Raw genomic sequence first — 25758 nt, 5'->3', positions numbered from 1 at the left:
TCGCGCGCGTCGCCGCGTTCCCCGCCTTCGCCGCCGCTCCCGGTACGACGGCGAAGGCGGGGAACGCGGCGACGCGCGCGACCACGCCATCGGGAGCCGAGACGGCCGCCTCGTCGGCGGACTCGGTGGCGTCGGCGATGCTGATGGCACGGACGCGGCACCGCAGGATCGAGGCCCTCTCGGAGCGGACGGCGGATTCGACGACCTACGCGCTGCCGAGCGGGGAACTGCAGACAGTGGCGTACGCCGGACCGGTCCGCGTGAAGCAGGACGGGACGTGGAAGGACATCGACACCTCGCTGTCCGACACCGGCTCCGCCCTCACACCGGGCGCCGCTGCGGCGGACATCGCGGTGTCCGACGGCGGGGACGACGAACTCGCCTCGGTGACCCGGGGGAAGACGGCCTTCGGCCTGGGCTGGGAGAGCAGGCTGCCCAACCCGAAGGTCAAGGACAACACCGCCTCCTACGGCCTGGGCGGCGGACAGACCCTCTCGGTCACCGCGCTCGCGCAGGGCTTCTCGGAGAACATCAGGCTCGCCCGGCGGCCCGACGGCGACGCGGTGTCGTACCGCATCCCGCTAAACCTGCACGGGCTCAGGCTCTCCCAGGCCCGCTCCGGCCACCTGCTGCTCGAGGACAGTGCCGGCAAGCTGGTCGCCGAGGCGCCGGCGCCGATGATGTGGGACTCCAGCAAGGACAAGGCGTCCGGTGAGTCCGCACACCGCGCACGGGTCGCGACGAGGATCGAGACCGCCGCGGACGGTTCGCAGACCCTGGTGCTGACTCCGGACGAGGCCTTCCTCGCCGGGGCGACCTACCCGGTGACGGTGGATCCGACCACCACGCTGGCGGTGACCACGGACACCTGGGTGCAGAACCCCGACTACCCCGACTCGCAGATCTCCTCGCAGGAGCTGAAGTCGGGCACGTACGACGCCGGCGCGGACACCGCCCGCTCCTACCTGAGGTTCGACACCTCGAAGTTCAAGGGCAAGCACGTCACCGGCGCCACGATGTCGCTGTACAACTACTACTCGGCCACCTGTGACACCACCGGTCCGGCCACGCTCGCCAAGCGGGTCATCACGTCCTGGGACTCGCCCTCGGTCACCTGGGGCGCGCAGCCGGGCACCACGACCGGCAGCCAGTCCTCCAACACGGGTCACTGGGGCGGCCCCACGTGCTCGCCGAACTGGTCGAACTGGACGCTGACGAGCATGGTCCAGGACTGGGCCGGCGGCATCGCCAACTACGGCATCCAGCTGCGCGGTGCGGACGAGAAGGACTCCACCACCTGGCGCCGCTTCCGTTCGGCGAACTACACCACGGCCGGGTACGCCCCGAAGCTGGTGGTGACGTACAACTCGTACCCGTCGGTGCCGAGTTCGCCGGTGATCTCGCCGTCCCAGGTCAACGCCTACAACGGGACCCGGTACGTCACCTCGGCCACCCCGACCCTGTCGGCCAGGGTGACCGACCCGGACGGGTCCAGTACCAAGGCCCAGTTCGAGGTGAGCCCGGACCCGGCGTACGCGGACACCACCGCCTCCTACACCGGCACCACCACCTCCGTCGCGTCCGGTTCGACGGCCCGGCTGACGATCCCGCCCGCCTCCGCCCTTCCCGCGGGCAAGCACCTGCGCTACCGGGTACGGGCCAACGACGGCACCGACTACGGGTCCTGGTCCGGCTACACCGCGTTCACACCGAACACGGACGCGCCCGCCGCGCCGACCGTCACCTGTGACGCCTACGACGCCAACGGCTGGACCGCGAAGGCCGCCGGACCGGTGACGTGCACGCTCGACACCTCGTCGTCGGACGGCGCCGGCTACTTCTGGGGCCTGGACGACGCCTCGGCGCCCAACAGCAAGCCGGACACCACCGACGGCTCCGGAGGTGACGCGCAGAGCGTCGCGATCGACCCGGCGAACGGCTGGCACACCTTGTACGCCCGTACCGTCGACGCGGCCGGCAACCTCTCCGCCGCCACCGCCACGTACTCCTTCGGCGTGGGCGCGGAGGGCGCGGCGGTCGTCTCGCCGCAGGAAGGCGACACCACCGCCCGCCGACTGACCCTGGCGGCCCGGGGCCTGACCGGCTACACCGGGGTGACCTGGGAGTACCGGCGCGGCGAGACCGACGGCTGGCACACCGTGCCCGTGGGCGACGTCACCGCGTCCGGCAGCGCCGTGTCCGCCTGGCCGGTCGCCGTCACCGGCGGGGCCGCCGCCAAGCTGGTGTGGAACGCCGTCGACTCCCTGTCCGAGGACGGTGTGATCCAGCTGCGCGCCGTGTTCACGGACGGCAGCAGCACCGGCCACTCGCAGACCGTGGGGGTCACGCTCGACCGCGACGCCGGCACCGCCCCGACCGCCACCGTCGGCCCCGGCACGGTGAACGAACTCACCGGTGACTACACCCTGTCCGCGACGGACGCCTCCGCCTTCTCGGCGGACGTGGAGCGCTCCTACTCCTCGCGCGCCAACGACAAGGACAGCGAGGGTCAGGCCCGCATCTTCGGCCCCGGCTGGACCTCGGCCGTCGACGCGGCCGACAGCGACTACACACAGATCCGCGGGACCTCGGCCACCTCGGTGGAACTGCTCGAGGCGGACGGCGGCACGATCGCCTTCACGGCGACCTCCAAGGGCGGCTGGCAGCCGGAGACCGGCGCCGAGGGCGTGACGCTGACGGGCAGTCTGTCCGGCACGACGTTCACGCTGACCGACACAGACGCCAACACCACGGTGTTCGCCAAGGCGGCCGCCACGGTCCCGACCTGGACCCTGTCCTCGTCGGCCACCTCCGTGTCCGACTCCACGGTCACCACCGTCTCCGAGACCGACGACACGGGCAAGCTGGCCCGCCCCGAGTACGTGATCGCTCCGACGACCGCGGTCCCGGCCGCGACCTGCCAGAGCGCCCCGGCGACCAAGGGCTGCCGGGTCCTGGAATTCGTCTACGCGGACTCCACGACGGGCACCGACTCCGTGCCCGGCGACCACAAGGGCCAGGTCAAGGCGATCAGGCTGTGGGCCACCGACCCGGGCGCCTCCACCGCCACCGCCGAGACCGTCGCCTCCTACGCCTACGACGCCTCCGGACGGCTGCGCCAGGTGTGGGACCCGCGCATCAGCCCCGCGCTGAAGACGCAGTACACCTACGACTCCGACGGCCGGGTGGCCACGTGCACCAAGCCCGGCGAACTGCCCTGGACCCTCGCCTACGGCAAGGCCGGCTCGGCTCTGACGGCGGGCGCGGGCATGCTGCTGAGCGCGTCGCGGCCGGCGCTGGCGGAGGGCAGCGCGAGCAGCACGTCGGGCACGGCGAAGACGACCGTGCTGTACGACGTACCGCTGTCCGGCGCCCGCGCCCCGCACCAGATGGACGCCGCCACGGTCGCCGGCTGGGGCCAGACCGAGGCGCCGACCGACGCCACCGCCGTGTTCCCGGCCGACAGCGTCCCCGCCTCCAACTCCGGAAGCGACCTGACCGCCGGCGACTACACCCGCGCGACCATCACCTACATCGACGCCGACGGCGAGCAGACCGACGCCGCGACGCCCGGCGGCGCCGTCAGCGCCACCGACCACGACGCGTACGGCCACGAGATCACCGCCCTGACGGCCGCCAACCGGGAACTCGCCCTCGGCACGGCCGACGCCGCCGCCGACAAGCTCGCCGCCCTCGGTCTGAGCGACCTGTCCACCGCGGACCGGGCCAGGCAGCTCGCCACCGTGTCGGAGTACTCCGCCGACGGCAAGCGGCTCCTCGACGAGTACGGCCCGCTGCACCAGATCACCCTCAGCGGCGAACTCAAGGGCGCCGGCGGCACTCTGGCCGCCGGCAGCGCGGTCCCGGCGCGTTCGCACACGTCGTACGCCTACGACGAGAACCGGCCCGCCGACGCGGCCGTCTCGGACCTGGTCACCACCACGGTGACCGGAGCCGCGGTCGCCGGATACCCCTCGGACGGCGACACCACCACCGTCACCGCCACCTACGACTGGTCGACGGGTCAGCAGAAAGCCACGCAGGGCGGCGCCCCCACCGACACGGTGACGTCGTACGACAGCGCCGGCCGGGTGGCCTCGACGCGCACCGCCGGCTCGTCCGGCTCCGACGCGGGCGCCCTCGGGTACACCTACTACACCGCGGACGGCTCGGGCGGCTGCGGCGCCCGTCCCGAATGGGCCGGACTGCTGTGCAGGACGGCGCCCGCGGCCGCGATCACGAACGGCGGCGGCAATCCCGCCGAGGCGGTCACCACCGTCTACACCTACAACCGCTGGGGCCAGACGGCCACCAAGGCCGAGACCGCGAACGGCGTGACCCGCACCACGACCATCGGCACGGACGGCGCGGGCCGCAACACCAGGAGCGAGGTCACCGGCGGCATCGGCAAGGACACCCCCGCCACCACCGTCACCTACGACCAGAACAACGGTCGGACGGCGACCCAGACCTCGGGCGGCCACACCGTCTCCTACACCTACGACGGCCTCGGCCGGGTCCTGTCGTACGACGACGGCGCCGGCAACACCGCCACCCGCGGCTACGACGTCCTCGACCGGACCGTCAGGACCACCGACTCGGCGCCTTCCACCGTGACGTACGCGTACGACACGGCGGGGAACGTGAAGAGCCTGACGGACTCGGTCGCCGGCGCCTTCACCGGCACGTACGACGCGGACGGCGCCCTCACCTCCGAGGGCCTGCCCGGCGGCTACGTCCTGGCCGTCGGCACCGACACCGTGGGCGACCCGACGAGCCGCGAGTACACCGCGCCCGACGGCGCCGTCGTCGCCTCCGACACGGCCCAGTACTCGGCGAGCGGGCAGCAGCTCGGCCACACCGAGACCGACGGGCCGAGCATCGACACGGCCTACGCGTACGACGGTTCCGGACGCCTCACCCAGGCCTCCGACACCACCGACACCGGATGCACCACCCGTGCCTACGGCTTCGACGCCGACAGCAACCGCAGCTCGCTGCGGACCACTTCGGACGACTGCGACAGCGGCACCGCCGACGCCACGACGACCACCACGTCCTACGCCTACGACTCGGCCGACCGCCTGGTGAACCCCGGCTACGCGTACGACGCCTTCGGCCGCACCGTCGCCGCCGGCGACACCGGCCTGTCGTACTACACCGGCGACCTCGTCGCCTCGGAGACCGTCGGCTCCACCCGCACCACGTGGAGCCTCGACGCCGCCTACCGCCCGGCCGTCCAGACCACCCAGGCCAAGGACGCGAACGGCGCGTGGACCGACACCGCGACGGTCACCAACCACTACGGCTGCGGGTGCGACAGCCCCACCTGGAGCGTGTCCGGCCAGGGCGTCGTCCGTGACGTCAGAGGCCTCGAGGACACGCTGGGAGCCACGACCTCGGCGGGCGGCGACGTCGTCCTTCAGTTCACCGACATCCACGGCGACGTCACGGTCCGCCGGCCGCTGGACGCAGCCGCCGCCACCGCCGTTCAGCACTTCGACGAGTACGGCAACGCACAGGACCCGGCCCTCGGCGGCGCCTACGGCTGGCTCGGCGGCTACCAGCGGCCGTCCGACCCGCTCGGCAAGGTCGTGCTGATGGGCGTCCGCCTCTACTCCCCGGCCACCGGCCGGTTCCTGACCACCGACCCGGTGTACGGAGGCAACTCCGACGCCTACACCTACCCGAGCGACCCGGTGAACGATCTCGACCTGACCGGGCGCCTGTTGTTCTCGTGGCACTACTACGGTCTGCGGATCCGGTTCAACAAGCACGAGACGGCGCAGGCCGAGAGCTGGGCCGGACTGAGCGGCAAGGCGGGCACCATCGCGTCGCTGCTGAAGATCGCCAAGGCCACGGCTCTCAACTTCCTCTCGATCGACGCCTACTTCATCGAGAAGAAGGCCAAGTGGGCCCAGAAGGTCGGTCACTGCCTCGAACTGCAGTGGTGGTGGCTGTATCCGGGATTCGTTCCCTACACCTACTGGGGCAAGTCGCACGGCTGTAGGTAGGCCGGCCGGACATCGAGCGGGCGGCGGCCGGGAAGACACCCGGCCGCCGCCCGCCCTACGCGAGAGGCAGTCGTGCTGATCATCGAAACCGTGCAGGTCGTGTTCGTCGTCGCGGTCCTGGTCCTGGCGACCGAGAAGCACGTGGCGAACCCTCTGCTGTTTTGGACCGCGACGGGGTTCGCGACGAGCCAAGTGCTCAGCGGGCTGGACGGGAACCTGACCGACGGATTCCTCCGGCTCTTCGTCGCCGTGTTCGCGACGCTCGTGATCGACGAGTGGAGGACGAGGCGCGCGGTCACCCCGTGGACGGCGGGTCCCGCCGCGCTGTTGTCAGGACTGCTGATCGGCTGGGTCGCCTGAGCGCACCCGGCGTCAGACCCGTTCCAGGGGCCGATGCGGCCCGTCGGGAAGCTCCGCCTCGATCGTGTCGCCGGGGCGCACGGTGCCGCCTTCCCGCACGATGCTCATGATGCCGGCCCTGCGCACCACGTTCCCCGCCTCGTCCCGCCCGACGACCTGCTTGAGAAGCCCGTTCCGGAAGGCGTCGATCTGAAGGCAGGGGTTGCGCAGGCCGGTCACCTCCAGGACCGCCTCGTCGCCGATGCGGAGCAGGGCGCCGACGGGCAGGCCGAGCAGATCGATGCCACGGGTGGTGATGTTCTCGCCGAGCTCACCGGCCGCCACCGGGAACCCCGCGTCGGCGACCTCGGCGAACAGCTCCTCGTGGATGAGGTGCACCTGCCGCAGGTTGGGCTGGGTGGGGTCCTGCGCGACGCGCGAGCGGTGCTTGACCGTCACTCCGGCGTGCACGTCGCCCTCGACGCCGAGTTCGGCGAGCAGCCTGACGCTGTCCCGGTTCGGTTTGGTGAACGAGTACACGCCGTTGCTGCTGACCGCCGTCACTGTTCCGCTCATGCTGAGACCCCCGTTTCTCCGACCATGCCGGGCACGACCCTAACTCTCACCAGCTGTGCGCGGCAGCAGCCCACAAGGACCGGCTCGGGTCCGCGACGGGCCCTCTATGCTGGCCTGCGGCAAACAGGGGGAAGGGGACAGTCGGTGGACTGGTTCTGGTGGGTTCTCATCGTGTTCTGGACGGGCGGCTTCGCGTGGGTGGCCGACAACGTCCGTACCGCGCTGCGCCATCGGCACGAGCGCAAGGTGCAGTTGCTGGAGGCGGCGCGGCAGGAGCGTCTGGCCGTCGAGGCGGCGCACAAGCCGCCGGAGCCGGTGTGCGGGTGCACGCACCATCTGGCCAAGCACGACAAGCAGGGCCGGTGCCACGAGCGGGTGGAGGTGCCGACCGCCTGGGACGAGAACAAGAAGCCGCTGCACTACGAGGCGGGTCAGTGCAACTGCCAGCAGTACGTGGGACCGCAGCCTCTGTCACAGGTCTTCGCGGAGGACCTGACCGATCTCGCCTGAGTCGGACACCGGCGACGAGGCCGCTGCCGAACCTCCGCGAGGGGGCTCGGCGTTCCGACGGCCGGGGGCAGCGGACCCTCGGCGCCTACCGGCATCCCGTGGCCGAGGTGGATTCCCGGGCGGAAGGCCCGGCCGTGGGAGAGGCGGGCGTGGCGGACGGGGACCCGGGCGCGGCGGCGGGGTCGGCCGAGGAGGGGGTCTCCTGCGTGGTGGCGGACTCCGAGGGCGGCGGAAAGCTGAAGAGGTGTGAGGGAAGCGCCCCTCCGGTGATCCAGCTCTGGGGCAGACGTCCTGACCCCGACCGCTGTCGCGCCACCGCTCCGATCGGCTGCATGCCGACCGGGCTCGCCGACGAGACGGGGCGCGAGGTCTCGTCCTGGGCGGAACGGCAGGGCCCGGGCGGTCGCTCGTTGAGGAGCACCACGCCCAGCACGCCGACGGAGACGGTCAGCACCGCGGCGGCGGTGGGGGCGGCGGCGCGCAGGAGGCGGGGCCGGTGAGGGGCCGCGCCTGCGGCTGCGGCTGCGGGAGGGACTTTCGCGTCGGTGCCGGCGAGCAGCCGCGCCGCTCTCGCCCTGGCCTGTTGCACGAGTTTGTCGGCATCGTGCTGGGCCTCGGCGGCCAACCGGCCGGCCTCGGCTTCGGCCTGGGCACGGATGCGGGCGGCTTCGTCGCGTGCGGCCGCGCGGAGCGTCTCCGCTTCCTTCTGCGCCCCCTCGACGGTGCCCGCGACCATGGCGTTCCAGCGTGCCGACGGCTCCCGCTCCCCCTCGGAGCCACTCTCCGTCACGAGCCCGCTCCTTCCCGTTGCGTAACGCCAAGTTAGAGCAGTCCCACGCCACGTGTTCGCGGATTCCCGGAAATGATCGGCCCCGCCTCCACCGCGCCGCGCCCCCGCTCGGGCGGGCGGCCGCTCACCTCCCGCGCAGCGCGGCCTCGAGGCGGCCGGCCCAGCGCAGGGCGGCCGTCGCGCATTCCCGCGTCCTCGGTTCGAGGCGGTGGCGCGGGCCGACGACCTGCACGGCGGCCACGACCTCGTCGGTGAAGTCGCGGACCGGCACGGCGACGGAGTACAGCCCGGGCTCGGCCTCCTCGTCGACGATCGAGTAGCCGCGGCGACGGGTCTGCTCCAGACGGCGCAGGAAGTCCTCCAGGCCGGTGGGGGTGTTGGGCCCGTGGCGGACGAACTCGGTGCGGGCGAAGACCGCCGCCACCTCGTCGTCGTCGGCGTCGCTCAGCAGGGCCTGGCCGCAGTCGCTGCAATAGGCCGGGTAGGGGCGGCCGATCCACGAACCGAGCTGGCGGCTGCCGGCGGGCACCCGCTCGGCGATGGTCACCGTGGCGTCCCCGGCCAGGACGCCCAGGTAGCAGCTCTCGCCGGTCTCGGCCGCCATGCCCTCCAGGGCCGTGAGGCCGTCGGTGCGCAGGCGGTGGGCCGTGAGGTCGCGCGCCGCCGTGTAGAGCCGCCAGTGCGGCGCGAAACCGCCGGATCCCTCGTCGCGGGCGACGAACTCCTCGGCGGCCATGGCGGTGAGCACGCGGGACAGCTGGCTGCGGTCGCGGCCCAGCCTGCGGGCCAGCTCCGAGACGGATGCGACGGCGCCGGCGGGCCGGCCGTCGGCGGGACCGCGAGCGAGCTCAGACAGAGCGTCGAGGCCCTTCGCGACGCTTGAGTCCACGTGTTCCTCCGCCGTGCCGGCGCGCGCGTTCGCCGCGGCGCCGTCCTCGTCACTGTCGGTGCGCAACTGTACCTCCGCGTCCACGACCCCTCGAAGTGTGCGCCATCTGCATCTTGCCGTGCATTTAATGCACGCCTAGCATCCTTGCATCACCCGCCGCCGGATGCCGAAGGAATGAGACGCGCATGGCCACGACGACGATCACGCCGGAACCGACCGCCCAGGACCGCGAGGGCGCCCGGGCGTCCGTCCGGCGCCGGACGGTCCGGACGATCAAGGTGTACTGGCCGGTCGCGCCCGCGACCCTGACCGCCTGCGCGATGGGCGACCTCGACGCGCTGCGGTCCGACGAGTCCTTCGCCTCGTTCCTGCGCGTCGTGGAGACCTCCCCCGGGCTCGGGGACTTCGGCGTCTACGACGACGTCTTCGAGGTCTCCCTCGGCGTCGAGGGATTCACCGTCCGGCCCGGCGCCCGTCCCGCCCTGGGCTCGACCGGCGCACGGTCCCTGTCCGCGACGCTCGCCGTGACCACCCACGTCGACGCCGACGCGGACGACGACGCCCTCGCGCGAATCCTCGCCCGCATCGCCGACGCCCACCCCTGGGAGGTACCGGTGATCGAACTCTCCGCCCCGCTGGACCTCGTCTCCCGGGCCTGACCCGCCGCCCCACCCGTGAGCCCGTCGCCCGCACCGGGCGGCCGCTCCCCCGGTCCGCGACCACCCCGACGCGCGCCGTCACCCCCGAAAGTGGCCCGACCCCGCCGCCATGCCCTGCCGATCGCCCCCCACGCCCGTCCCGCTCTCCCCGCTCCGCTCCGCAGAGGAGACCGCCATGTCCGTCTCAGCAGCACCGGACAACGCTCCGGCCGCCGCAGACACCGCTCCCCGGCCGCCGGGCGACGGCCTGCGCCGCACCATGCGCTCCCGCCACCTCGTCATGATCGCCATGGGTGGCGTCATCGGTTCCGGGCTCTTCCTCAGCTCCGGCTACACCGTCTCCCAGGCCGGTCCGCTCGGCGCCGTCCTGGCCTACCTGGTCGGCGCGTTCGTCGTCTGGCTGGTGATGGCCTGCCTCGGCGAACTCGCCGTCGCCTACCCCGTCTCGGGCGCCTTCCACGTCTACGCGAGCCGGTCGATCGGCCCGGCCACCGGATTCGCCACCGCCTGGCTCTACTGGCTGACCTGGGCGGTCGCCCTCGGCTCCGAGTTCACCGCGTGCGGGCTGCTGATGCAGCGCTGGTTCCCCGGCGTCGGCGTCTGGGTCTGGTGCGTGGTCTTCGCCGCCGTCGTCTTCGGGGCGAACGCCTTCTCGGCCCGCGTCTTCGGCGAGACCGAGTACTGGTTCTCGCTGGTCAAGGTGACCGCCGTCGTCGCCCTCATCGTGTTCGGCGGCGCGGCGCTGGCCGGCTTCCACCCGCTCGCCGAGGGCGGCTCGCACCCCCTGCTGTTGCAGAACTTCCACACGCCCGACGGCCTCTTCCCGAACGGCTTCTCGGGCGTCCTGGTCACCGTGCTGGCCGCGTTCTACGCCTTCTCCGGCTCCGAACTGATCGGCGTCGCCGCGGGCGAGACGGAGAATCCCGCGGAGGCCGTGCCCAAGGCCCTGCGCGTCACCGTCATCCGCCTGCTGGTCTTCTTCGTCGGCGCGATCACGGTGATCGCCGCGACCATCCCCTACGACCAGGTGGGCCTGGACGAGAGTCCGTTCGTCACCGTCTTCTCCTCCGTCGGCTTCCCCTACGCGGCCGACGCCATGAACTTCGTGATCATCACGGCGCTGCTGTCGGCCGGCAACAGCGGCCTGTACTCCTGCGCCCGCATGCTCTTCTCGCTCGCGGAGGAGAAGCAGGCGCCGCAGGCGCTGCGCCGGCTCAGCCGCCGCGGCATCCCCCTGACCGCGCTGGCCCTGAGCATGCTCGGCGGTCTCGCCTCCCTGGTGAGCAGCGTCGCGGCGCCCGAGACGGTGTACCTGGTGCTGGTGTCGATCGCCGGATTCGCCGCGGTCGGGGTCTGGATGTCCATCGCCGCCTCGCAGTTCTTCCACCGGCGGGCCTTCGTCCGCGCGGGCGGAATCCCGAGGGCCCTGCCCTACCGGACGCCTCTCTACCCGCTCGTGCCGGTGCTCGCCTTCGTCCTGTGCCTCGCCTCACTCGTCGGCATCGCGCTCGATCCCGCCCAGGCGACGGCCCTGTACTTCGGCGTCCCGTTCGTCGCCGGCTGCTACCTGTACCACTGGCTGCGGCACGGCCGCCGCCGCGGCGCGGGGGCGGCCGCGTGAGGGCGCCGACCTGTGTGCTGCTCGACCTGGACGGCACCCTGGTGGACTCCGCTCCCGGCGTGACCGCCAGCGCCGCCGAGGCCCTGCGCTCCGTCGGGGTCCCGGTCCCCGACGCGGCCACCCTGCGCTCCTTCGTCGGCCCGCCGATGCACGACACCTTCCGCCACGTGGTCGGGCTCGACGAGGTCGCCGCACGCGCCGCGCTGACGGCCTACCGCGCCGCGTACGCCCGCGACGGCGCGACGGCCGCCGCGCTGTACGACGGCGTCCCGGAACTGCTCGACGCCCTGGCCGCGCGCGGTCTGCCGATGGGCGTGGCGACCTCGAAGGTGCAGGACCAGGCGGAACTGATGACCCGCCGCTTCGGCCTCGGCTCCCGGCTGCCGACCGTGTGCGGTGTGCGCGAGGAGGCGGGCCGCACGACCAAGCGGGAGGTGATCCGGGAGTGCGTGGCCCGCCTGCGGGCGGGCGGCGCCGACGTCCGCCGGCCGCTCATGGTCGGCGACCGCGCCTACGACGTGGAGAGCGCGGCGGCCGAGGGGATTCCGGCCGTCCATGTGCGGTGGGGGTACGGCGGCCCCGCCGAGTCGGCCCACGCGGTCGCCTCCGTCGCCCGGCCCGCCGAACTCCTCGACTGGATCGACCTGTTGGACAACGCCGGACACGGCGCCGAGATGGAGGACGAACACGCATGACACCGGACACGGCCGTCACGGCCACACCCGCGACCACCACCGAACCCCCGCTGTGGGCCCTGCACCGCGCGCTCACCGCCGGAACGGTCCGCACCGACCTGACGCACGCCTTCCACCCCGGCCAGCCGCACTTCCCCGCCTTCCCCGACGAGAAGCGCGAAACGCCCTTCGACATGTCCCGCGGCGACGGCTTCACCGTGCACCTCTACACGATCGTCGGACAGTGGGGCACCCACGTCGACCCGCCCGTCCACTTCGTGGCGGGCGGCCGGACCCTGGACGAGATACCCGTCGACGAGATGATCCTGCCGCTCGTCGTCCTCGACATCACCGAGCGCGTGGCCGCGGACCCCGACGCCGTGCCGACCCTGGCGGACGTCGCGGCCTGGGAGGCGCGCCACGGCCGGATCCCCCGGGGCGCGTTCGTCGCGCTGCGCACGGGCTGGGGCCGCCGCTGGCCGGACCCGGCCGCCATGGCCAACAAGGACGAGGCGGGCGTGAGCCACTGCCCGGGCTGGTCCGCCGAGGTCCTGCGGTACCTCTTCGAGGAGGCCGGCGTCACCGCGATCGGGCACGAGCAGACCGACACCGACCCCGGACTGGCCACCTCCGCGGGCGACTTCGGTCTGGAGGACTACGTCCTGCGACGCGACCGCTGGCAGATCGAGCTCATGGCCCACCTGGACGAAGTGCCGGAGGCGGGCGCGCTGATCGTGGCCACCTGGCCCAAGCCCCAGGGCGGTTCGGGCTTCCCGGCCCGTGTCTTCGCCCTGCACCAGGAGAACTGAACGACGTCGCGAAGCGGCACAGCGGCTCCGGTGGCCCCCGGCCACCGGAGCCTTCGCCAGTCAGAGGACAGGAAGCGCCATGGACGCCATCGACGAGCGGATCATCACCGAACTCACCCGCAACGCCCGGATCTCCCACGCCGAACTGGGCCGGCGCGTACGGCTGTCGCGCAACGCCGTGCGCCAGCGCGTCGAGCGGCTGGAGCGGCAGGGGCACATCGGCGGTTACACGATCGTGCGCCCGCCGAGCGGCCGGGACCGCGAGACGGTGGCCGCGCACGTCCTGGTCTACCGGGAGGACCGGATGCGCGGGGCCGACGTCCTCGCCGCGCTCAAGCGCATCCCCGAGGTGGTCTCCTGCGACGTCCTCAGCGGCCAGTTCGACCTGCTGGTCAGCGTCGAGGCCGACTCCCTGGAACGCGTACGGGGCATCTGGGAGCAGATGGCCCAAATGCCCGGTGTACGGGACACGGTGACGGCGCTGACGCTGTCCCGGGTGGTCAGCCGGCCGCGGCGATGAGGCGCGGCGCGCTCTCGGGGTCCAGCGGTCCACGCGCCACGACGACGTCCACCACGTCGGCGCCGGTGCGCGAGGCGTCCCGGGCCACCTCCGTCGCGGCCTCGTGGCCGATGCGCGCGGCGAGCGCCGTCACCGCGCCGACCGCGCCGGCGGCCCCGCGCGCGAGTCGCTCACGGTCGGCGGTGATGACGGTGCCGACGGCCGTCGCGCCGAGGTTGGCCTCGGCCGGCAGCGGCAGCGTGTCGCGGATCCTGCCGACCTCCTCCGCGGGCGTCACGCCGAACGCGCCGGACTCGCGGCCCGGCGTCATCGGCACCGCGTCCTGCAACGCGCACCGCTGACGCGGAAGTCGTCCAGGGCGCGGGCGGTGTGCGCGCCCCGGTGGACGTGTGCGGGCACCCGTACGTCGCCCAGCGCGTCGGACTCGACCCGCGTCGGGGAGCCGTGCGACGCCGGGGAGCCGGCGTCGGACGCGGCCTCGAAGTCGCTCACGCCGGCTCCCGGTTGAGGCAGACGACCTTCGGCTGGGTCATCTCCTCGTAGGCGAAGCGCACGCCCTCGCGGCCCATGCTGCCGTACTTGAAGCCGCCGAAGGGCATGGCGTCGAAGCGGTAGTCGGAGGAGTCGTTGATCATGACGCCGCCCGCCTCCAGCAGCCGTGCCGCGTCCATGGCCCGCTCCAGCGAGCCGGTGAAGACGCCCGCGTGCAGGCTGAAGTCGATCTCGTTGGCCCGCTGCACGGCCTCCTCGAAGGAGTCCACGGCCTGGAGCGCCACGACCGGCGCGAACACCTCCTCACGCCACAGGTCCGAGGTGCCCGGCACGTCCTCCAGCACGGTGGGGGCGTACAGGCCGGCCTCCCGCTCGTGGCCGCACAGCAGCCGCGCGCCCCGCTCGATCGCCGCCGTGACCGTGTGCTCGGCGGCGGCCGCCGCCCTTTCGCTGATCATGGGGCCGACGTCGGTGCGTGCGTCCATCGGGTCGCCGGTGCGCAGCCTCAGGGTCCGTGCGACGAAGGCGTCCCGGAACGCCGGGTACACCGCGCGTGCGACGAGGATCCGCTGGGTGCCGATGCAGTTCTGCCCGGCCGCCCAGAACGCGCCGGACACGCAGGCCTCGACCGCCGCCGCCACATCCGCGTCGGCCAGCACGATGACCGGGGCGTTGCCGCCCAGGTCCATGGCGAGCTTCCTCAGTCCCGCGGAGCGGGCGACGGCCTCGCCCGCGCGGAACCCTCCGGTGAACGACACCATGCGGACCTCGGGCGCCGACACCACGGCGGCCCCCAGGTCGGCGCCGCCGTTGACCACCGTCACCACCTCCTCAGGCAGCCCGGCCTCCACCAGCGTGTCGACCAGCCGCAGCGCGGACAGCGGGGTGAGCAGGGAGGGTTTGAGCACGACGGCGTTGCCGCCGGCGATCGCGGGCCCGAGCTTGTGGGCGACCAGGTTGAGCGGGTCGTTGTACGGCGTGACCGCCGCGATGACGCCCAAAGGCTCGCGGGTGAACCAGCCCAGCCGCCCCTCCGATCCCGCGTAGGCGTCGAACGGCACCACCTCGCCCGCGTTGCGGCGCGCCTCGGCGGCCGACAGGCGCAGGGTGTTGACCGCACGGGCGGTCTCCTTGCGCGCCTGGACCAGCGTCTTGCCCGCCTCGGCGACGATCAGCCGGGCGAAGGACTCGGCACGCTCCTCGACCAGCCGGGCCGCGCCGTCGAGCACGGCCGCACGAGCCGCGCGGGAGAGGCCGCGCGCCTTGGTGCGCCCCTCCCGGGCCCGGCGCATGACGTCGTCCACCGAGGCGGCCGGGGTGAGGCACACCGAGCCGATGGCCTCGCCGTCGTAGGGGTTGCGCACGACGGCCATGCCGTCGCCGACCGGGCCGTGCCCGGTCGGGCCGGGGGCCGTCCCGCCGCCGGACGCGGCACCGGCGGCGGTGAGCGTCAGGGGGGCGATGTCCAGGGTGGTGTCAGGCACGGCCGGCCTCCAGAAGGGTGTCGGCGGACGCGGGCGCCGCGGTGTGCTCGTGGATGCCCTCGTGGATGCCGATGACGTCCGAGAGCAGGGCGTAGGCCGTCTCGACGCGTCCCGCGCCGGGCCCGGCGACCGTGACGGTGCCGAGCAGGTCGGTGTGGAAGGCGACGGCGTTGACGGGTCCGGAGACCCCGGCGAGCGCGTGCTCGGTGGGCAGGGCTACCGGCGCGACGCGGGCCTCCACGGCGCCGTCCGGCCGCCGGGAGGCGGAGCCGACCAGCTTCCAGCGCAGGCCCTCGGCCGCGGCGCGGCGGACGTCGGCGGCGGTGAGGTCGGACAGCCCGGTGCAGGGCACGTCCGCGCGGGAGAGTTCGGCTCCGAGCACCTCACCCGCGAGGATCATGACCTTGAGCTGGACGTCGTAGCCCTCGATGTCGGCCGTCGGGTCGGCCTCCGCGTACCCCAGGGCCTGGGCCTCGGCGACGGCGTCCGCGAAGGACAGGCCGGACTCCACACGGCCGAGGACGTAGTTGGAGGTGCCGTTCAGGACACCCTCGAAACCCTGCACGGCCAGCCCGCCGAACATGCGGCGCGCGGTGCGCAGGACCGGGGTCCCCGACATCACGGTCCCCTCGAACTCGACGTGGACGCCGTGCCGTCGCGCCAGTTCCTTCAGGGCGCCGCCGTGCAGGGCGACCGGCCCCTTGTTGGTGGTGCAGACGTGCTTGCCGGCCTCGACCGCCCACCGCACGTGGGACAGCGCGGGCTCGCCGTCCACGGGGTCGGTGAAGGTGGCCTCGGCCACGATGTCGGCGGGCACCTCGCGGATGACCCATTCGTTGCGCGGGTCCGGGCTGCCGCCCGCCAGCATCGAGAAGTCGAGCTCACCGGGCCCGACGGCGAGCAGCGGAGCCAGGTCGATCCCCGGGCCGTCCGTGCGCACGAGCGATCCGGCCCGCAGGTCGGTGATGGCCACCACCCGCAGCCCGAAGCCCAGTTCGGCCTCCATCGTGTCGGCGCGTTCGACGATCAGCTCGGCGAGCGCGCGGTTCACACCGCCGAATCCGATGAGCGCGAGGTCGTATCGGGTCATCCGGACCTCCTCCTTCCGTGACGGCGCCACCCCTCGGCGGCGCGACCCCCACAGCCTCACGCCCCGCCACGTCAGTACGGCCATGCCGATACGACCGGGCGGACTGCCGATGCGCGCCCGCGAGTGCCGTTCGTCCTGTCGTCCCGCGCCGATGCTCCGGACCGGGCCGGGCCGCGCATGCCCCCTCCCCCGCTCAAGAGCCTTCACTGTGCGTCCCCGTCGTCCCGGGCCAGCCGATCGGCGGCTCGCATATAGTGCGGTCGTGACGACGAACGGCCCCGCCCCGACGCACAGGGGCCCTGGAGCTGCCTCCTCGCTCCGTATGGCTCTGCGCGTGGTCAACACCGTCCTGGACCGCGAGGCGTCGGGCCGCAACGGCTTCAACGTCAGCAGGCTGGCGAGCGAGGTCGGCATCGAGCGCAGCAAGGCCTCACGCACCACGCAGGACCTGTGCGACAAGGGCTTCCTCGAACGTCTCGACGACTCGACGCTGCGCGCCGGTGACGCCTTCTTCGCGACGGCCGCGTCGCTGCATCCGGGCCTGGTGCGGCGCAGCCGTCCGCTGCTGCGCCGCATGGCCGTGGCGCACGGGGCCGGCGCGCGGCTCTCCGTCCGCGACGGCGTCCAGGTCCGCCTGCTGCGCGCCGAGTCCGCCGCTGGCTTCGTCCAGGAGTGGCAGGGCCGGGCGAGTCTCGTCACCCCGTGCTGGTGCACCGGCGCCGGCCGCGCCCTCCTCCTCGACCACACCGCCGAGGAGATCGCCGCGCTGCTCGACGACTACGAGCTGATCGGCGTCGGCGGTCCCCACGCGGCCCGTACCGCCGCGGAACTCGTCGCGGCCAACGACCACGACCGGCTACGGGGTGTCGTCGCCGCGCACGGCGAGTTCGAGCACGGGGTCGCCGAGTACGCGGTCCCGGTGCGCGACCTCGACGGGCGCATCAGGGCCGCCGTGTCGGTCGTCGGCAGGGAGCATGACCTGCTGCCGCGCGAGCGGGCGATCCGCACGGACCTCTCCGCGGCCGCCACCGCGCTGACGGACGCCCTGGGCGGCAACGACACCGCGCTGTCGCGGTAGGGCCGTTCGCGGCACGGAACGCCTCACGGTGCGGCCCCGGTCCCCGCGCGTCCACGGTGCGGGTCCGGCGCTGGGGGGTGTCCGCGCCGCGCAGCACCTGAACGCCACGGCCGACCAGCCGAAGCGGTACGGCGTCGGCTCCGTCCTCGCCGGGCTCGACCTGCCCGTCGGCGCCGGGAAAAGCGGCACGCGCCGGCCGCCCTCGCCCGCCTGGGGGCAGAACACCGCCCCTGCTCGGCCGTCGATCCGAGGTGGGAGGGGGGGCGGGCCGGGAGGCCCCACGCGACAGAGGCGCGGGCACGCGGAAGCGGCCCCGGCCGGCGGGGAAACGCCGGCCGGGGCCGTCGGCATGCGGGCGCGGCGGGGAACCCCGACGCACAGGGGCTCCCCGCCGTCGGCCGGTCAGAAGGGCAGGCGGCCACGCGCCCGGCGGCCCGCGGAACCACTGCGGCCCACGGCCCGCGAGCTGGACTGGAACGGCTTGCTCAACCAGCGCCCCAGCGGACCGGGGGCCTTCGAACCGGCACGGGAGCCCCAGCCCAGGGTGCGCTGGGCGCCGTTCTGCGGGTGCCGGCTCAGTCGCGGGACGACGAAAGCGAGTATCGCGAGGACAACACAGAAGGCGATCACGCCGACGATCATCATGTGAGCTCCAGGGCAGGTCCGAACGGATGCGAGTCCGTGCCGTGGCACGGACTCGGCTTTCGCTACCGACCGCCTGCCCGCTTCGGCGCGGGACACGCCAGGCAGACCTGCGGCAGACGGATCCGAGCTGCCGTCGGCGCCCACCCGGCACGACGCCCGCCGGCCGCCGTTTTGCCGGATCGGCAACAAGACTGGCCGCGCGCGGCCCGACGGCGAGACCGTGAGCTCGTGACCGACTACATCGCGGCGGAACCGCCCGCATCCGACACCCCCCTGCCCGCCGACGGCTACCGCGGAGACCCCGCGGTGCGCACCGAGTGGGACGACCGCTACGCGGACCGGCCCCAGTTGTGGAGCGGCCGCCCCAACGGGGCGCTCGTGGCCGAGGTCGCCGGGCTCGCACCCGGGCGGGTGCTCGACGTCGGCTGCGGGGAGGGCGCGGACGCCGTCTGGCTCGCGCGAGGCGGCTGGGACGTGACCGGGCTCGAGGTCTCGGGCGTGGCGCTGGAGCGCGCGGCCGGGCACGCGCGCGACGCAGGCCTCGCCGTGCGCTGGGTGCACGCGGCACTCACCGACGCGGAACTCCCGCCCGCCTCCTTCGACCTGGTCTCCGCGCAGTACCCGGCCTTGCTGCGCACCCCCGACGCCGCGGCGGAGCGAGCGCTTCTCGCCGCCGTCGCGCACGGCGGCACGCTGCTGCTCGTGCACCACGCCGGGATGGAGACCCGGCAGCACCACGACGGCGGCTTCGACCCGGCGGACTACGTCTGGCCCTCGATGGTGCGCGAGCTGCTCGACGACGACTGGGAGGTGGAGGTGGACGGACGGCGTCCACGCGTGGCGCCCGACGGCGGCGCGGGCGCTCACCACACCGACGATCTCGTACTGCGCGCACGCCGGCTGCGCTGAGGGCCGGGCCGGGCCGGGCCGGGAACGGGCCCGGCCACCGGCCGCACGCGCCGGCCGCCGCGACGGCGGCCGCATCCTGGCGGGGTGGGTCGCAGAGCGGGCCACGGGGCGGGCGTCGGCGCGGGTTCTCCCGCCCTCGCGGATCACGCGGCGCTGAGGGGATGGGCCGCCGTGGCCGAGCGCGGGGGCCAGGTGTGGGGGGCGAGGATGCCGAGGACGTAGGCGCGGGCCACGAGGGCCGGTCGGGTCGCGGCGTCCAGGAGGTGCCGCAGGCGGCTGAGGTGGTAGTCGAGCGTCTGCCGCGACAAATTCAGCGAGGCGGCTATGTCGCCGTTGCTGCTGCCCTGCGCCAGCAGCGACAGGATGCGGATCTGCGCGGCCGTCAGCGGCGGGTGCGCCTCGTGGGCGAGGCTCTGATGGGTGATCACGGCCCAGACGTGCCGTGCCCGGCTGGCGGAATGGCCGATAGTCGTCAGGTGCACCTCCGCCCGGCGGTGCAGTCCGTGGGCGTCGACGAGCACGGCGGTGGTCTCGACGCGTCGGGTGCGGCGGGCGATCAGGCTGTTCCAGCGGTGGTGCAGCCGGTCGAGGTCGGGGCCCGGTTCGCGGGCCAGCAGCGTGTGGGCGCGGCGGCCCACGAGGTCCGCCAGGCCGAGGTGGAAGAGTTCGGCGGCCGCGACGCTCGCCTCGATCACCCGCCCGTTGGCCGACAGCAGGGCGCAGGGCAGCCCGCTGTGGTCGCGCAGGGCGCTGAGGTTCTCCTCGGCCTCCCGGCGCTGTTCCGTGGCCCGCAGGTGGTCGGTGATGTCCACGTAGATGCCGGCGACGCACGTACGGGACTGTTCGCGCACCGGGAAGCGGTGGCCGACCGCGCGGCCCGTGGTGCCGTCCTGGCGCAGGTAGCGCAGGGTGTGGCGGACGGGCGTGCCCTTGGTGAGTATCTGCTGGTCCAGGGCACGGAACCGGTCGGCCTCGGCCGGGGCGTCGAAGTCCTCGATGTATCGGCCGACCAGTTGCTGGGGCACGGTGCCGTAGAGGTGCGCGTAGGCGTGGTTGGCCCACAGGTAGCGGCCGTCGCGGTCGCGGATGAAGGCGGCCGCCGGGGCGAGGTCCACGAGGTCGGCGAAGGCGGCGTGGCCGGGGGGCGCGGCGAGCCCTGGTTCGCGCTGCCTGCGGTGCGGGACGCGCTGCGAGCCGGACGGATCGGCGGCGACTCGGACGTCGCCGTGGTCGTCGGCCGGGGTGCGTCCCTCGGGGTTCCGCTCCCCCGCCCGGCGCGGCTCGTCGCCTTCCCTCCAGGACGCGGGAAGGTTCTGCAGCAGTGTCTTGAGGCTCGGGTCGCCCACAACGGTCTCCGTCCGTATACGACCGGCTGACGCACAGTCACATGACGTGGATATCCCGCCCTGCACTGCACAAGCCCCATTCCCGGCCGAGTTGACCGCCCCCGCCGCCCTACCGCTCGGACCCGGGATCCGGAGCCGTAATCCGCGTATCGGCGCCGCGACTCAGGCATTTGCCTGAGTCGCGAGCGCCCTGTGCGCGGATGCGGACGCCGACAGCCTGGTCCCCTGGAGTGTGCGGGCGGACGCGCCGGACGCCGCCCCCGCACACGATCCCCGGGCCCGCCACCGCACCACCGGTGCCGACGAAGGCCCCCGCCGACCAGGTGAATGGAGACGAATTTCTGTGAGCACGGTGCTGTTGGTGCATGCCAAGGGTGGTCCGCCGCTCGGCCATGTCCTGTCCCGGACGGCTGCGAGGGCGGACGTGCACCTGCTGGCGCTCAGCGCTCTTCCGCCCGCCGTGGCGGGCTCCGCCGCGCGACTGTGCGCCTCGGTCACGACGCCGGACGACACCGGCCGCGCCGACCTGGTCTCCCTGATCGTCTCGCGCGCCGCCGAGGTGGGCGCGGACGCCGTGATCACCTTCTCCGAGTACGCGGTCGTCGCCGTCGCCGAGGCCTGCCGCAAGCTCGCCCTGCGGGGTCCGGGCGCGGCGGCCGCCCTCGCGCGCGACAAGCGGCTGATGCGCGGCGCCTGGCAGCGGAGCGGCCTGCCGCAGCCCGCGTTCCGCCCCGTGGCCACGGAGGAGGACCTGCGGGCGGCGGTGGACTCCCTGTCCTGTCCGCTGCTGCTCAAGGCCGCCTGGAGCGCGGGATCCACCGCCCACCAGATCATCTCCTCTCCCGGCGAGGCGTCCGCCGCCTGGGCCCGCTCGCGCCGGGTCATGGCGGAGTCCGCCGAGTTGGGATACGCGGAGCTGCACGTCGCCGAGGCGGACGCCGACTTCGTGGTCGAGGAGATCGTCAGCGGCTCGGCGGCGGACTGGTTCGACGAGCCCGGCTGGGGCGACTACCTCAGCGTCGAGGGCGTCGTGGCGGACGGCGTCTTCCACCCCGTCTGCCTCAGCGGCCGGATGCCCACCGTCGAGCCGTTCACCGAGCGCGCCGGCATCACCCCCGCCCTGCTCTCGCCGGACGCGCAGGACCGCGTCGTGGACCTGGCGCGCCGCGCCGTCGACGCGCTGGGCCTGCGCGACTGCGGGACGCACACGGAGATCAAGCTCGGCCCCGACGGCGGCATGTGGCTCATCGAGACCGCCGCCCGCTTCGGCGGCGCGATGACGGTGCCGCAGATCGAGGAGGTCTTCGCGCTCGACCTGGTGGGCATGCTCGTCGACCACCTGCTGGGGCGGCCGGTCGCCTGGCCGGAGCGCGCCCTGACACCGGCGCAGGCCCGGGGTGCGGCCGGCTCCCTCGTGGTCCTCGCGGTGGACGGCGACGGCGAGGCCTGGCGGGACCGCAGGGTCTGGGACTTCCCCGTGGTCGCGTCGGACGTCCCGCTGAGCCCGGACAGCGAGCTGTCCGTGGTGGCGGAGAGCTCCCTGCCCGACGGCGGTGTCGTGCCGGTCTACGACCCCGCCGCGGGCGCCAACACCATGGCGGCCCTGTGCCTGCTCTCCGCCGCCGACCCGCGCACGGTGCTGCGGGACTTCGAGACCCTGGTGGACGCGCTGCCCCGGGTGCTGCCCGTCGCGCAGTCCGAGGAGGTCTCCGCATGAGCACCCGCCTGGCCACCGGCCCAGCCGAACCCGCCACGGACCGCACCGTCGTGGGCGAGAACCTCTCCCTGCCGCTCTTCCGGACGCTGTCGGGAGTCCTTGCGGGTCACCCCTACCTCAAGGTCGTCGTCGACCGCGTCGAGGACACCTGGCACCTGCTCGACACCGGCGCGCACCCCTTCCACGTCGACTACGTCGCCACCCGGGTGCTGGGGATGGACCTCGCCGCGCTGGACGCGCAGCTGGACGCGTTCAACGCCTCCGTCTACTCCGATCCCGAACGCCGTTTCCTGCTCGGGGTGCTGTCGCTGCACACCGAGCAGGAGGAGGGCAGGGAGCGGCCGTTCCTCGTCCTGGAGACGACCGAGGCCGACACCATGGGCGGCGGACTGCTGCTCTTCTTCTACGAGTTCGTCCGGGCCAGGGTCGACAGCAGTCTGCCGCTGCTGCTCAAGCCCGCCAACCACGGGCAGGAGGAGGAGCTGTCGGCGATCAGCGAGCAGCGGGTGCCCCGCATCCTGAGCCACGAGCTGTTCGGCTCCCGGGAGCGCACCCCGTTGAACCCCGGCGAGGCGACCGGGCGGTTGCGCTTCTTCCGGACGGCGCAGGAGTACCGGGCGGCCGAACACGGGCTCGGCTGGGCGGACATCGTGGCGATGCCCTGTCTGCCCGACGACGTGCCGCGCGTCGCCGGATTCATCAACACCGCGCCGATCACGCCGCTTTCGCACACCAACGTCCTCGCCTCCGGCTGGGGCATCCCCAACGCGATCGTCCGCGACCTGGAGCGACTGGTCGACGAGGACGGCCTCGACGACGCGTGGGTGCGCTACCGGGTCGACGAGGACGACATCGCCCTTGAACGCCTCGACCACGAACCCGACCTGCGCGCGCCGGCCTGGCACCAGCAGCGCATACGCCTCGAACCGCCGCTGCTCGAGGACGCCCCCGTGCTCTCGCTGCACCGGTTGCGCAGCGCCGACCGCGACCGCTACGGAACCAAGGCGGCCAACCTCGGCGAGCTGCACCACGTCCTGGACAGCCGCACGGTGGACCTGACCTCCTACTACGGCCGGCCCCGCCCGCCGCGCGAGGACCTCTACGGCCACCTCGCCGCCCGCCTCGGTCTCGACAAGGCCTTCACCGCCGAGCAACTGCGTTTCAGGGCAGCCGAGTTCGTGGCCGAGGCCGTCGGCGCCCCGGAGGGCGTCGCCCTCCCCTTCGCGCTCCAGCAGCGGTTCCTCGCCTCCTCCCCCGCCCTCCAGCAGGGCATCGGCAAGCTGAAGATGGCGCTCGAACTCGACGCCACCGAGGTCCTGGACTCGTTGTGCCTGCACGTGCAGCACCTGATCCGGCAGACCCCCGTCCCCGAGTCGGTCACCCGGCAGATCGACCAGGCCTTCCCCGCCGCGGCGGCCTCGCGCGGGCGGTTGGTGGTGCGCTCCTCCTCCAACGCCGAGGACCTCCCCGGGTTCTCCGCGGCGGGCGTGTACGACTCCGTCACCACCGTCCACGGCACGGGCGAACTCCTCGACGCCGTACGCCAGGTGTGGGCCTCCCTCGTCTCGCCCCGCAGCGTGCGGCTGCGCCACCAGGTCGGCATCTCCCTCGACGACACCTACATGGGTGTGATCATCCAGGAGTACGTGCCCGCCTCCCTGGGCGGTGTCCTCGTGACCTGCAACCCGACCCGGCGGGAGGACTTCCGCAACGTCTATCTCAACTGCTCCCCCGGCTCGCCCGAGCAGGTGGTCGACGGGACGGTGCTGCCGCAGCAGTACCTGTACAACACGGTGGAGGGCGGCGGCCGCACCGTCGCCCTGGGATCATGGGGCCAGGGGCTGTCCGCCGACGTCCGCGCCCGGCTCGCCGACCTGTCCCTGACCGGGCGGCTCCTTCAGTCCCACTTCAGCGGAACCGACGTGGACCGGCCCCTCGACATCGAGTGGCTGATGACCGAGCAGGGCGATTTCCGGCTGGTCCAGATCCGCCCCTACGCGCTGTGAGGGCGCGTCTGGGCGGGCCGCGCTCCCGCACCGGAGCGGCCACCGCCCCGACCGGCACCGCGCGCCGGATCATCCGGCTGAACTACGGCTTCCAGCTGCTGTTCAACCTGCTGTGGTGGATGCCGGTGTTCTACGCCTACCAGAAGGAGGCCGGCCTCTCGGACGGGCAGATCTTCGGCATCCAGAGCATCTACTACGTCGCCTTCTGCCTGCTGGAGATCCCGACCGGGCTGATCGCCGACCGGATCGGCACCCGCAACTGCCTGCGGGCCGGCGCGGTGGTGATGACGGCCGCGAACCTGGCCCCGGTGTTCAGCGCCTCCTACACGGGGTTCCTCCTCCACTTCCTGGCCATCGCCGCCGGCCGGTCGCTCACCTCGGGCGCGGCGAGCGCCTATCTGTACGACGGGCTGCGGGCGGAGCGGTGCGACGAGCACTACCTGCGGGCCGAGGGCACCGCTCGAGCCCTGGGGCTGGCCGCGAAGGTGGTGTGCTGGCCGCTGGTCGGGCCGCTGATGGCCCTCGCGCACCCGGCTCCCTATGTGCTCAGCGCCGCGAGCGCGGCGGGCTCCCTCGTCTGCGCCGTGCTCCTGCCCCGCCTCGCCGGAACCGGAGCCGGAGCCGGAGCCGGAGCGAAAGCGGGAGCGGCCGCGGGCCGGACCGACGGCGGGCGCCGGGGCGGCGCCTTCCTGCGGGACGCGGGGACCGCGCTGCGCTGCGTCGCCTCCTCGCCCTGGCTGGCCCTGGTGATGGTGCAGGGGGTGGCGGTCTTCACGCTGTCGCGCATCTGCCAGGTGAACCTCTTCCAGCCGATCCTGCTGGACCACGGGATCGGCGAGGCCTCGCACGGCGGGGTGCTGGCCGCGATGACCGTGGCGGAGGCGGTGACCTCCGCCCGGCCCCAGTGGCTCAGCCGCAGGCTGCCGCCGGTCGCCTGGGTGTCCGTCCTCAGTCTCGCGCTGGCGGGCGCCCTGGCGGCGATGACCTTCGGCGGGCCGTGGGTCGTCGTCGTGCTGCTCTGTCTGTTCGCGGCCGCCACCGGGTTCGCGTTCCCGGTCCAGCGCAAGCTCGTCAACGACGCGATCCCCGCGCACGCCCCGCGGGCCACCCTGCTGTCGGTGGAGAGCATCGTGGACCGAGCGGTGTGCGCCCTGGCCGCGATCGCCGCGGGCGCGTACCTGTCGGCCGGACGTCTGGACGACCTGCTGTGGCACAGCGCGCTGGCCACGGCCGTGCTGCTCGGCGTCTTCCAACTGCTGCTGCGCGGCGGGGTGGTCGCCCGCGGGGGCCGGGACGGGGATCGGGCGGCGCCGCCGCGGACGGGTGACCGCCCGGGAGCCGACGCCACCGTGTCGACGGCGGCGGACGGCGGCGCGCCGACCGGCCCGGCGGACACGCGGGAAGCGAAGGCCGGCGGCCGTGGGGAGGCCCACGCACCGGACCGGGGCCCGCACGGACCACGGAGGAGCTGACGCCCGTCGCCGTGCGCCCCGGATGCGCCCTGGATCAAGGGCGGATCAGGTCCGATCACGGGCCCGCGACGCCAGGCGGCCCCTCCTGCATGCGCATGGGCGGGTGCGGGTGCGACTC

At 73.5% G+C, this 25758-nt stretch carries 22 protein-coding genes; 13 read left to right on the top strand and 9 right to left on the bottom strand.

What is annotated here, in order from left to right:
* Positions 1 to 137: 137 nt before the first annotated feature.
* Positions 138 to 6014, top strand: coding sequence for a DNRLRE domain-containing protein (locus tag KMS84_RS40950; RefSeq protein WP_306425463.1), 5877 nt, complete (start codon positions 138 to 140; stop codon positions 6012 to 6014).
* Positions 6015 to 6086: 72 nt separating this feature from the next.
* Positions 6087 to 6374: a hypothetical protein gene (locus KMS84_RS16175; RefSeq protein ID WP_256916910.1), complete on the top strand. Its 288-nt coding sequence runs from the start codon at positions 6087 to 6089 to the stop codon at positions 6372 to 6374.
* A 12-nt stretch (positions 6375 to 6386) separates the two neighbouring features.
* Here KMS84_RS16175 and KMS84_RS16170 read toward each other — a convergent pair whose 3' ends face one another.
* Positions 6387 to 6929 (bottom strand): MOSC domain-containing protein, encoded by a 543-nt coding sequence (locus KMS84_RS16170; RefSeq protein WP_256916909.1) that lies wholly within the window; start codon positions 6927 to 6929, stop codon positions 6387 to 6389.
* Positions 6930 to 7073: 144 nt separating this feature from the next.
* On the opposite strand from KMS84_RS16170, the gene KMS84_RS16165 reads away from it, so the two are divergent.
* Positions 7074 to 7439, top strand: a complete 366-nt coding sequence (locus tag KMS84_RS16165) for a hypothetical protein (protein WP_256916908.1) — start codon at positions 7074 to 7076, stop codon at positions 7437 to 7439.
* Between the two features lie 85 nt (positions 7440 to 7524).
* Here the strand turns inward: KMS84_RS16165 and KMS84_RS16160 are convergent, their stop codons facing one another.
* Positions 7525 to 8229 (bottom strand): hypothetical protein, encoded by a 705-nt coding sequence (locus tag KMS84_RS16160; protein WP_256916907.1) that lies wholly within the window; start codon positions 8227 to 8229, stop codon positions 7525 to 7527.
* A gap of 124 nt (positions 8230 to 8353) precedes the next feature.
* Positions 8354 to 9202, bottom strand: coding sequence for an IclR family transcriptional regulator (locus KMS84_RS16155; RefSeq protein ID WP_256916906.1), 849 nt, complete (start codon positions 9200 to 9202; stop codon positions 8354 to 8356).
* Positions 9203 to 9303: 101 nt separating this feature from the next.
* On the opposite strand from KMS84_RS16155, the gene KMS84_RS16150 reads away from it, so the two are divergent.
* From KMS84_RS16150 to KMS84_RS16130, 5 genes are all read left to right on the top strand, one after another.
* Entirely contained in the window at positions 9304 to 9777 is a 474-nt protein-coding gene (locus KMS84_RS16150; RefSeq protein WP_256916905.1) for a YqfO family protein, read from the top strand.
* Positions 9778 to 9952: 175 nt separating this feature from the next.
* Complete coding sequence (locus KMS84_RS16145) at positions 9953 to 11398, top strand: amino acid permease (RefSeq protein WP_256916904.1); 1446 nt, start codon at positions 9953 to 9955, stop codon at positions 11396 to 11398.
* Positions 11395 to 12093: an HAD hydrolase-like protein gene (locus KMS84_RS16140; protein ID WP_256916903.1), complete on the top strand. Its 699-nt coding sequence runs from the start codon at positions 11395 to 11397 to the stop codon at positions 12091 to 12093. Before KMS84_RS16145 ends, KMS84_RS16140 begins: the two co-directional genes overlap by 4 nt.
* Positions 12090 to 12881: a cyclase family protein gene (locus KMS84_RS16135; RefSeq protein WP_256916902.1), complete on the top strand. Its 792-nt coding sequence runs from the start codon at positions 12090 to 12092 to the stop codon at positions 12879 to 12881. Before KMS84_RS16140 ends, KMS84_RS16135 begins: the two co-directional genes overlap by 4 nt.
* A 79-nt stretch (positions 12882 to 12960) precedes the next feature.
* Entirely contained in the window at positions 12961 to 13401 is a 441-nt protein-coding gene (locus KMS84_RS16130; protein WP_256916901.1) for an Lrp/AsnC family transcriptional regulator, read from the top strand.
* On the opposite strand, the gene KMS84_RS16125 is transcribed toward KMS84_RS16130, so the two are convergent.
* From KMS84_RS16125 to KMS84_RS16110, 4 genes are read right to left on the bottom strand one after another with little or no spacing between them, the layout of a single operon-like run.
* Positions 13382 to 13711: a hypothetical protein gene (locus KMS84_RS16125; RefSeq protein ID WP_256916900.1), complete on the bottom strand. Its 330-nt coding sequence runs from the start codon at positions 13709 to 13711 to the stop codon at positions 13382 to 13384. The two genes, KMS84_RS16130 and KMS84_RS16125, sit on opposite strands and share 20 nt — an antisense overlap.
* Positions 13708 to 13893: a hypothetical protein gene (locus tag KMS84_RS16120; RefSeq protein ID WP_256916899.1), complete on the bottom strand. Its 186-nt coding sequence runs from the start codon at positions 13891 to 13893 to the stop codon at positions 13708 to 13710. The genes KMS84_RS16125 and KMS84_RS16120 overlap by 4 nt, the downstream gene beginning before the upstream one ends.
* Positions 13890 to 15377 carry an aldehyde dehydrogenase family protein gene (locus KMS84_RS16115; protein ID WP_256916898.1) on the bottom strand — a complete coding sequence of 496 codons (1488 nt, stop codon included), beginning with the start codon at positions 15375 to 15377 and terminating at the stop codon, positions 13890 to 13892. The genes KMS84_RS16120 and KMS84_RS16115 overlap by 4 nt, the downstream gene beginning before the upstream one ends.
* Positions 15370 to 16467: a homoserine dehydrogenase gene (locus KMS84_RS16110; RefSeq protein WP_256916897.1), complete on the bottom strand. Its 1098-nt coding sequence runs from the start codon at positions 16465 to 16467 to the stop codon at positions 15370 to 15372. Before KMS84_RS16110 ends, KMS84_RS16115 begins: the two co-directional genes overlap by 8 nt.
* Before the next feature lie 322 nt (positions 16468 to 16789).
* Here KMS84_RS16110 and KMS84_RS16105 point away from each other — a divergent pair, with 322 nt between their 5' ends.
* On the top strand, positions 16790 to 17545 hold the full coding sequence (locus KMS84_RS16105; RefSeq protein WP_256916896.1) for an IclR family transcriptional regulator domain-containing protein: 756 nt from the start codon (positions 16790 to 16792) through the stop codon (positions 17543 to 17545).
* A gap of 402 nt (positions 17546 to 17947) precedes the next feature.
* Here KMS84_RS16105 and KMS84_RS16100 read toward each other — a convergent pair whose 3' ends face one another.
* Entirely contained in the window at positions 17948 to 18190 is a 243-nt protein-coding gene (locus KMS84_RS16100; RefSeq protein WP_256916895.1) for a DUF6411 family protein, read from the bottom strand.
* A gap of 228 nt (positions 18191 to 18418) precedes the next feature.
* Between KMS84_RS16100 and KMS84_RS16095 the strand changes: the two genes are divergently transcribed.
* Positions 18419 to 19099, top strand: a complete 681-nt coding sequence (locus KMS84_RS16095) for a class I SAM-dependent methyltransferase (RefSeq protein WP_256916894.1) — start codon at positions 18419 to 18421, stop codon at positions 19097 to 19099.
* Positions 19100 to 19242: 143 nt separating this feature from the next.
* Here KMS84_RS16095 and KMS84_RS16090 read toward each other — a convergent pair whose 3' ends face one another.
* On the bottom strand, positions 19243 to 20445 hold the full coding sequence (locus KMS84_RS16090; protein ID WP_256916893.1) for a PAS domain S-box protein: 1203 nt from the start codon (positions 20443 to 20445) through the stop codon (positions 19243 to 19245).
* A 343-nt stretch (positions 20446 to 20788) separates the two neighbouring features.
* Here KMS84_RS16090 and KMS84_RS16085 point away from each other — a divergent pair, with 343 nt between their 5' ends.
* From KMS84_RS16085 to KMS84_RS16075, 3 genes are read left to right on the top strand one after another with little or no spacing between them, the layout of a single operon-like run.
* Positions 20789 to 22162 carry an ATP-grasp domain-containing protein gene (locus KMS84_RS16085; RefSeq protein WP_256916892.1) on the top strand — a complete coding sequence of 458 codons (1374 nt, stop codon included), beginning with the start codon at positions 20789 to 20791 and terminating at the stop codon, positions 22160 to 22162.
* A complete protein-coding gene (locus KMS84_RS16080) occupies positions 22159 to 24168 on the top strand; it encodes a PEP/pyruvate-binding domain-containing protein (protein ID WP_256916891.1) in 2010 nt (669 codons plus the stop codon). The genes KMS84_RS16085 and KMS84_RS16080 overlap by 4 nt, the downstream gene beginning before the upstream one ends.
* Positions 24165 to 25640 (top strand): MFS transporter, encoded by a 1476-nt coding sequence (locus KMS84_RS16075; RefSeq protein WP_438818943.1) that lies wholly within the window; start codon positions 24165 to 24167, stop codon positions 25638 to 25640. The genes KMS84_RS16080 and KMS84_RS16075 overlap by 4 nt, the downstream gene beginning before the upstream one ends.
* Positions 25641 to 25758 lie beyond the last annotated feature (118 nt).

It is taken from the genome of Streptomyces hilarionis (assembly GCF_024539675.1).
Classification (GTDB): domain Bacteria; phylum Actinomycetota; class Actinomycetes; order Streptomycetales; family Streptomycetaceae; genus Streptomyces; species Streptomyces hilarionis.
This window is presented reverse-complemented; position numbering and strand designations above follow the sequence as displayed.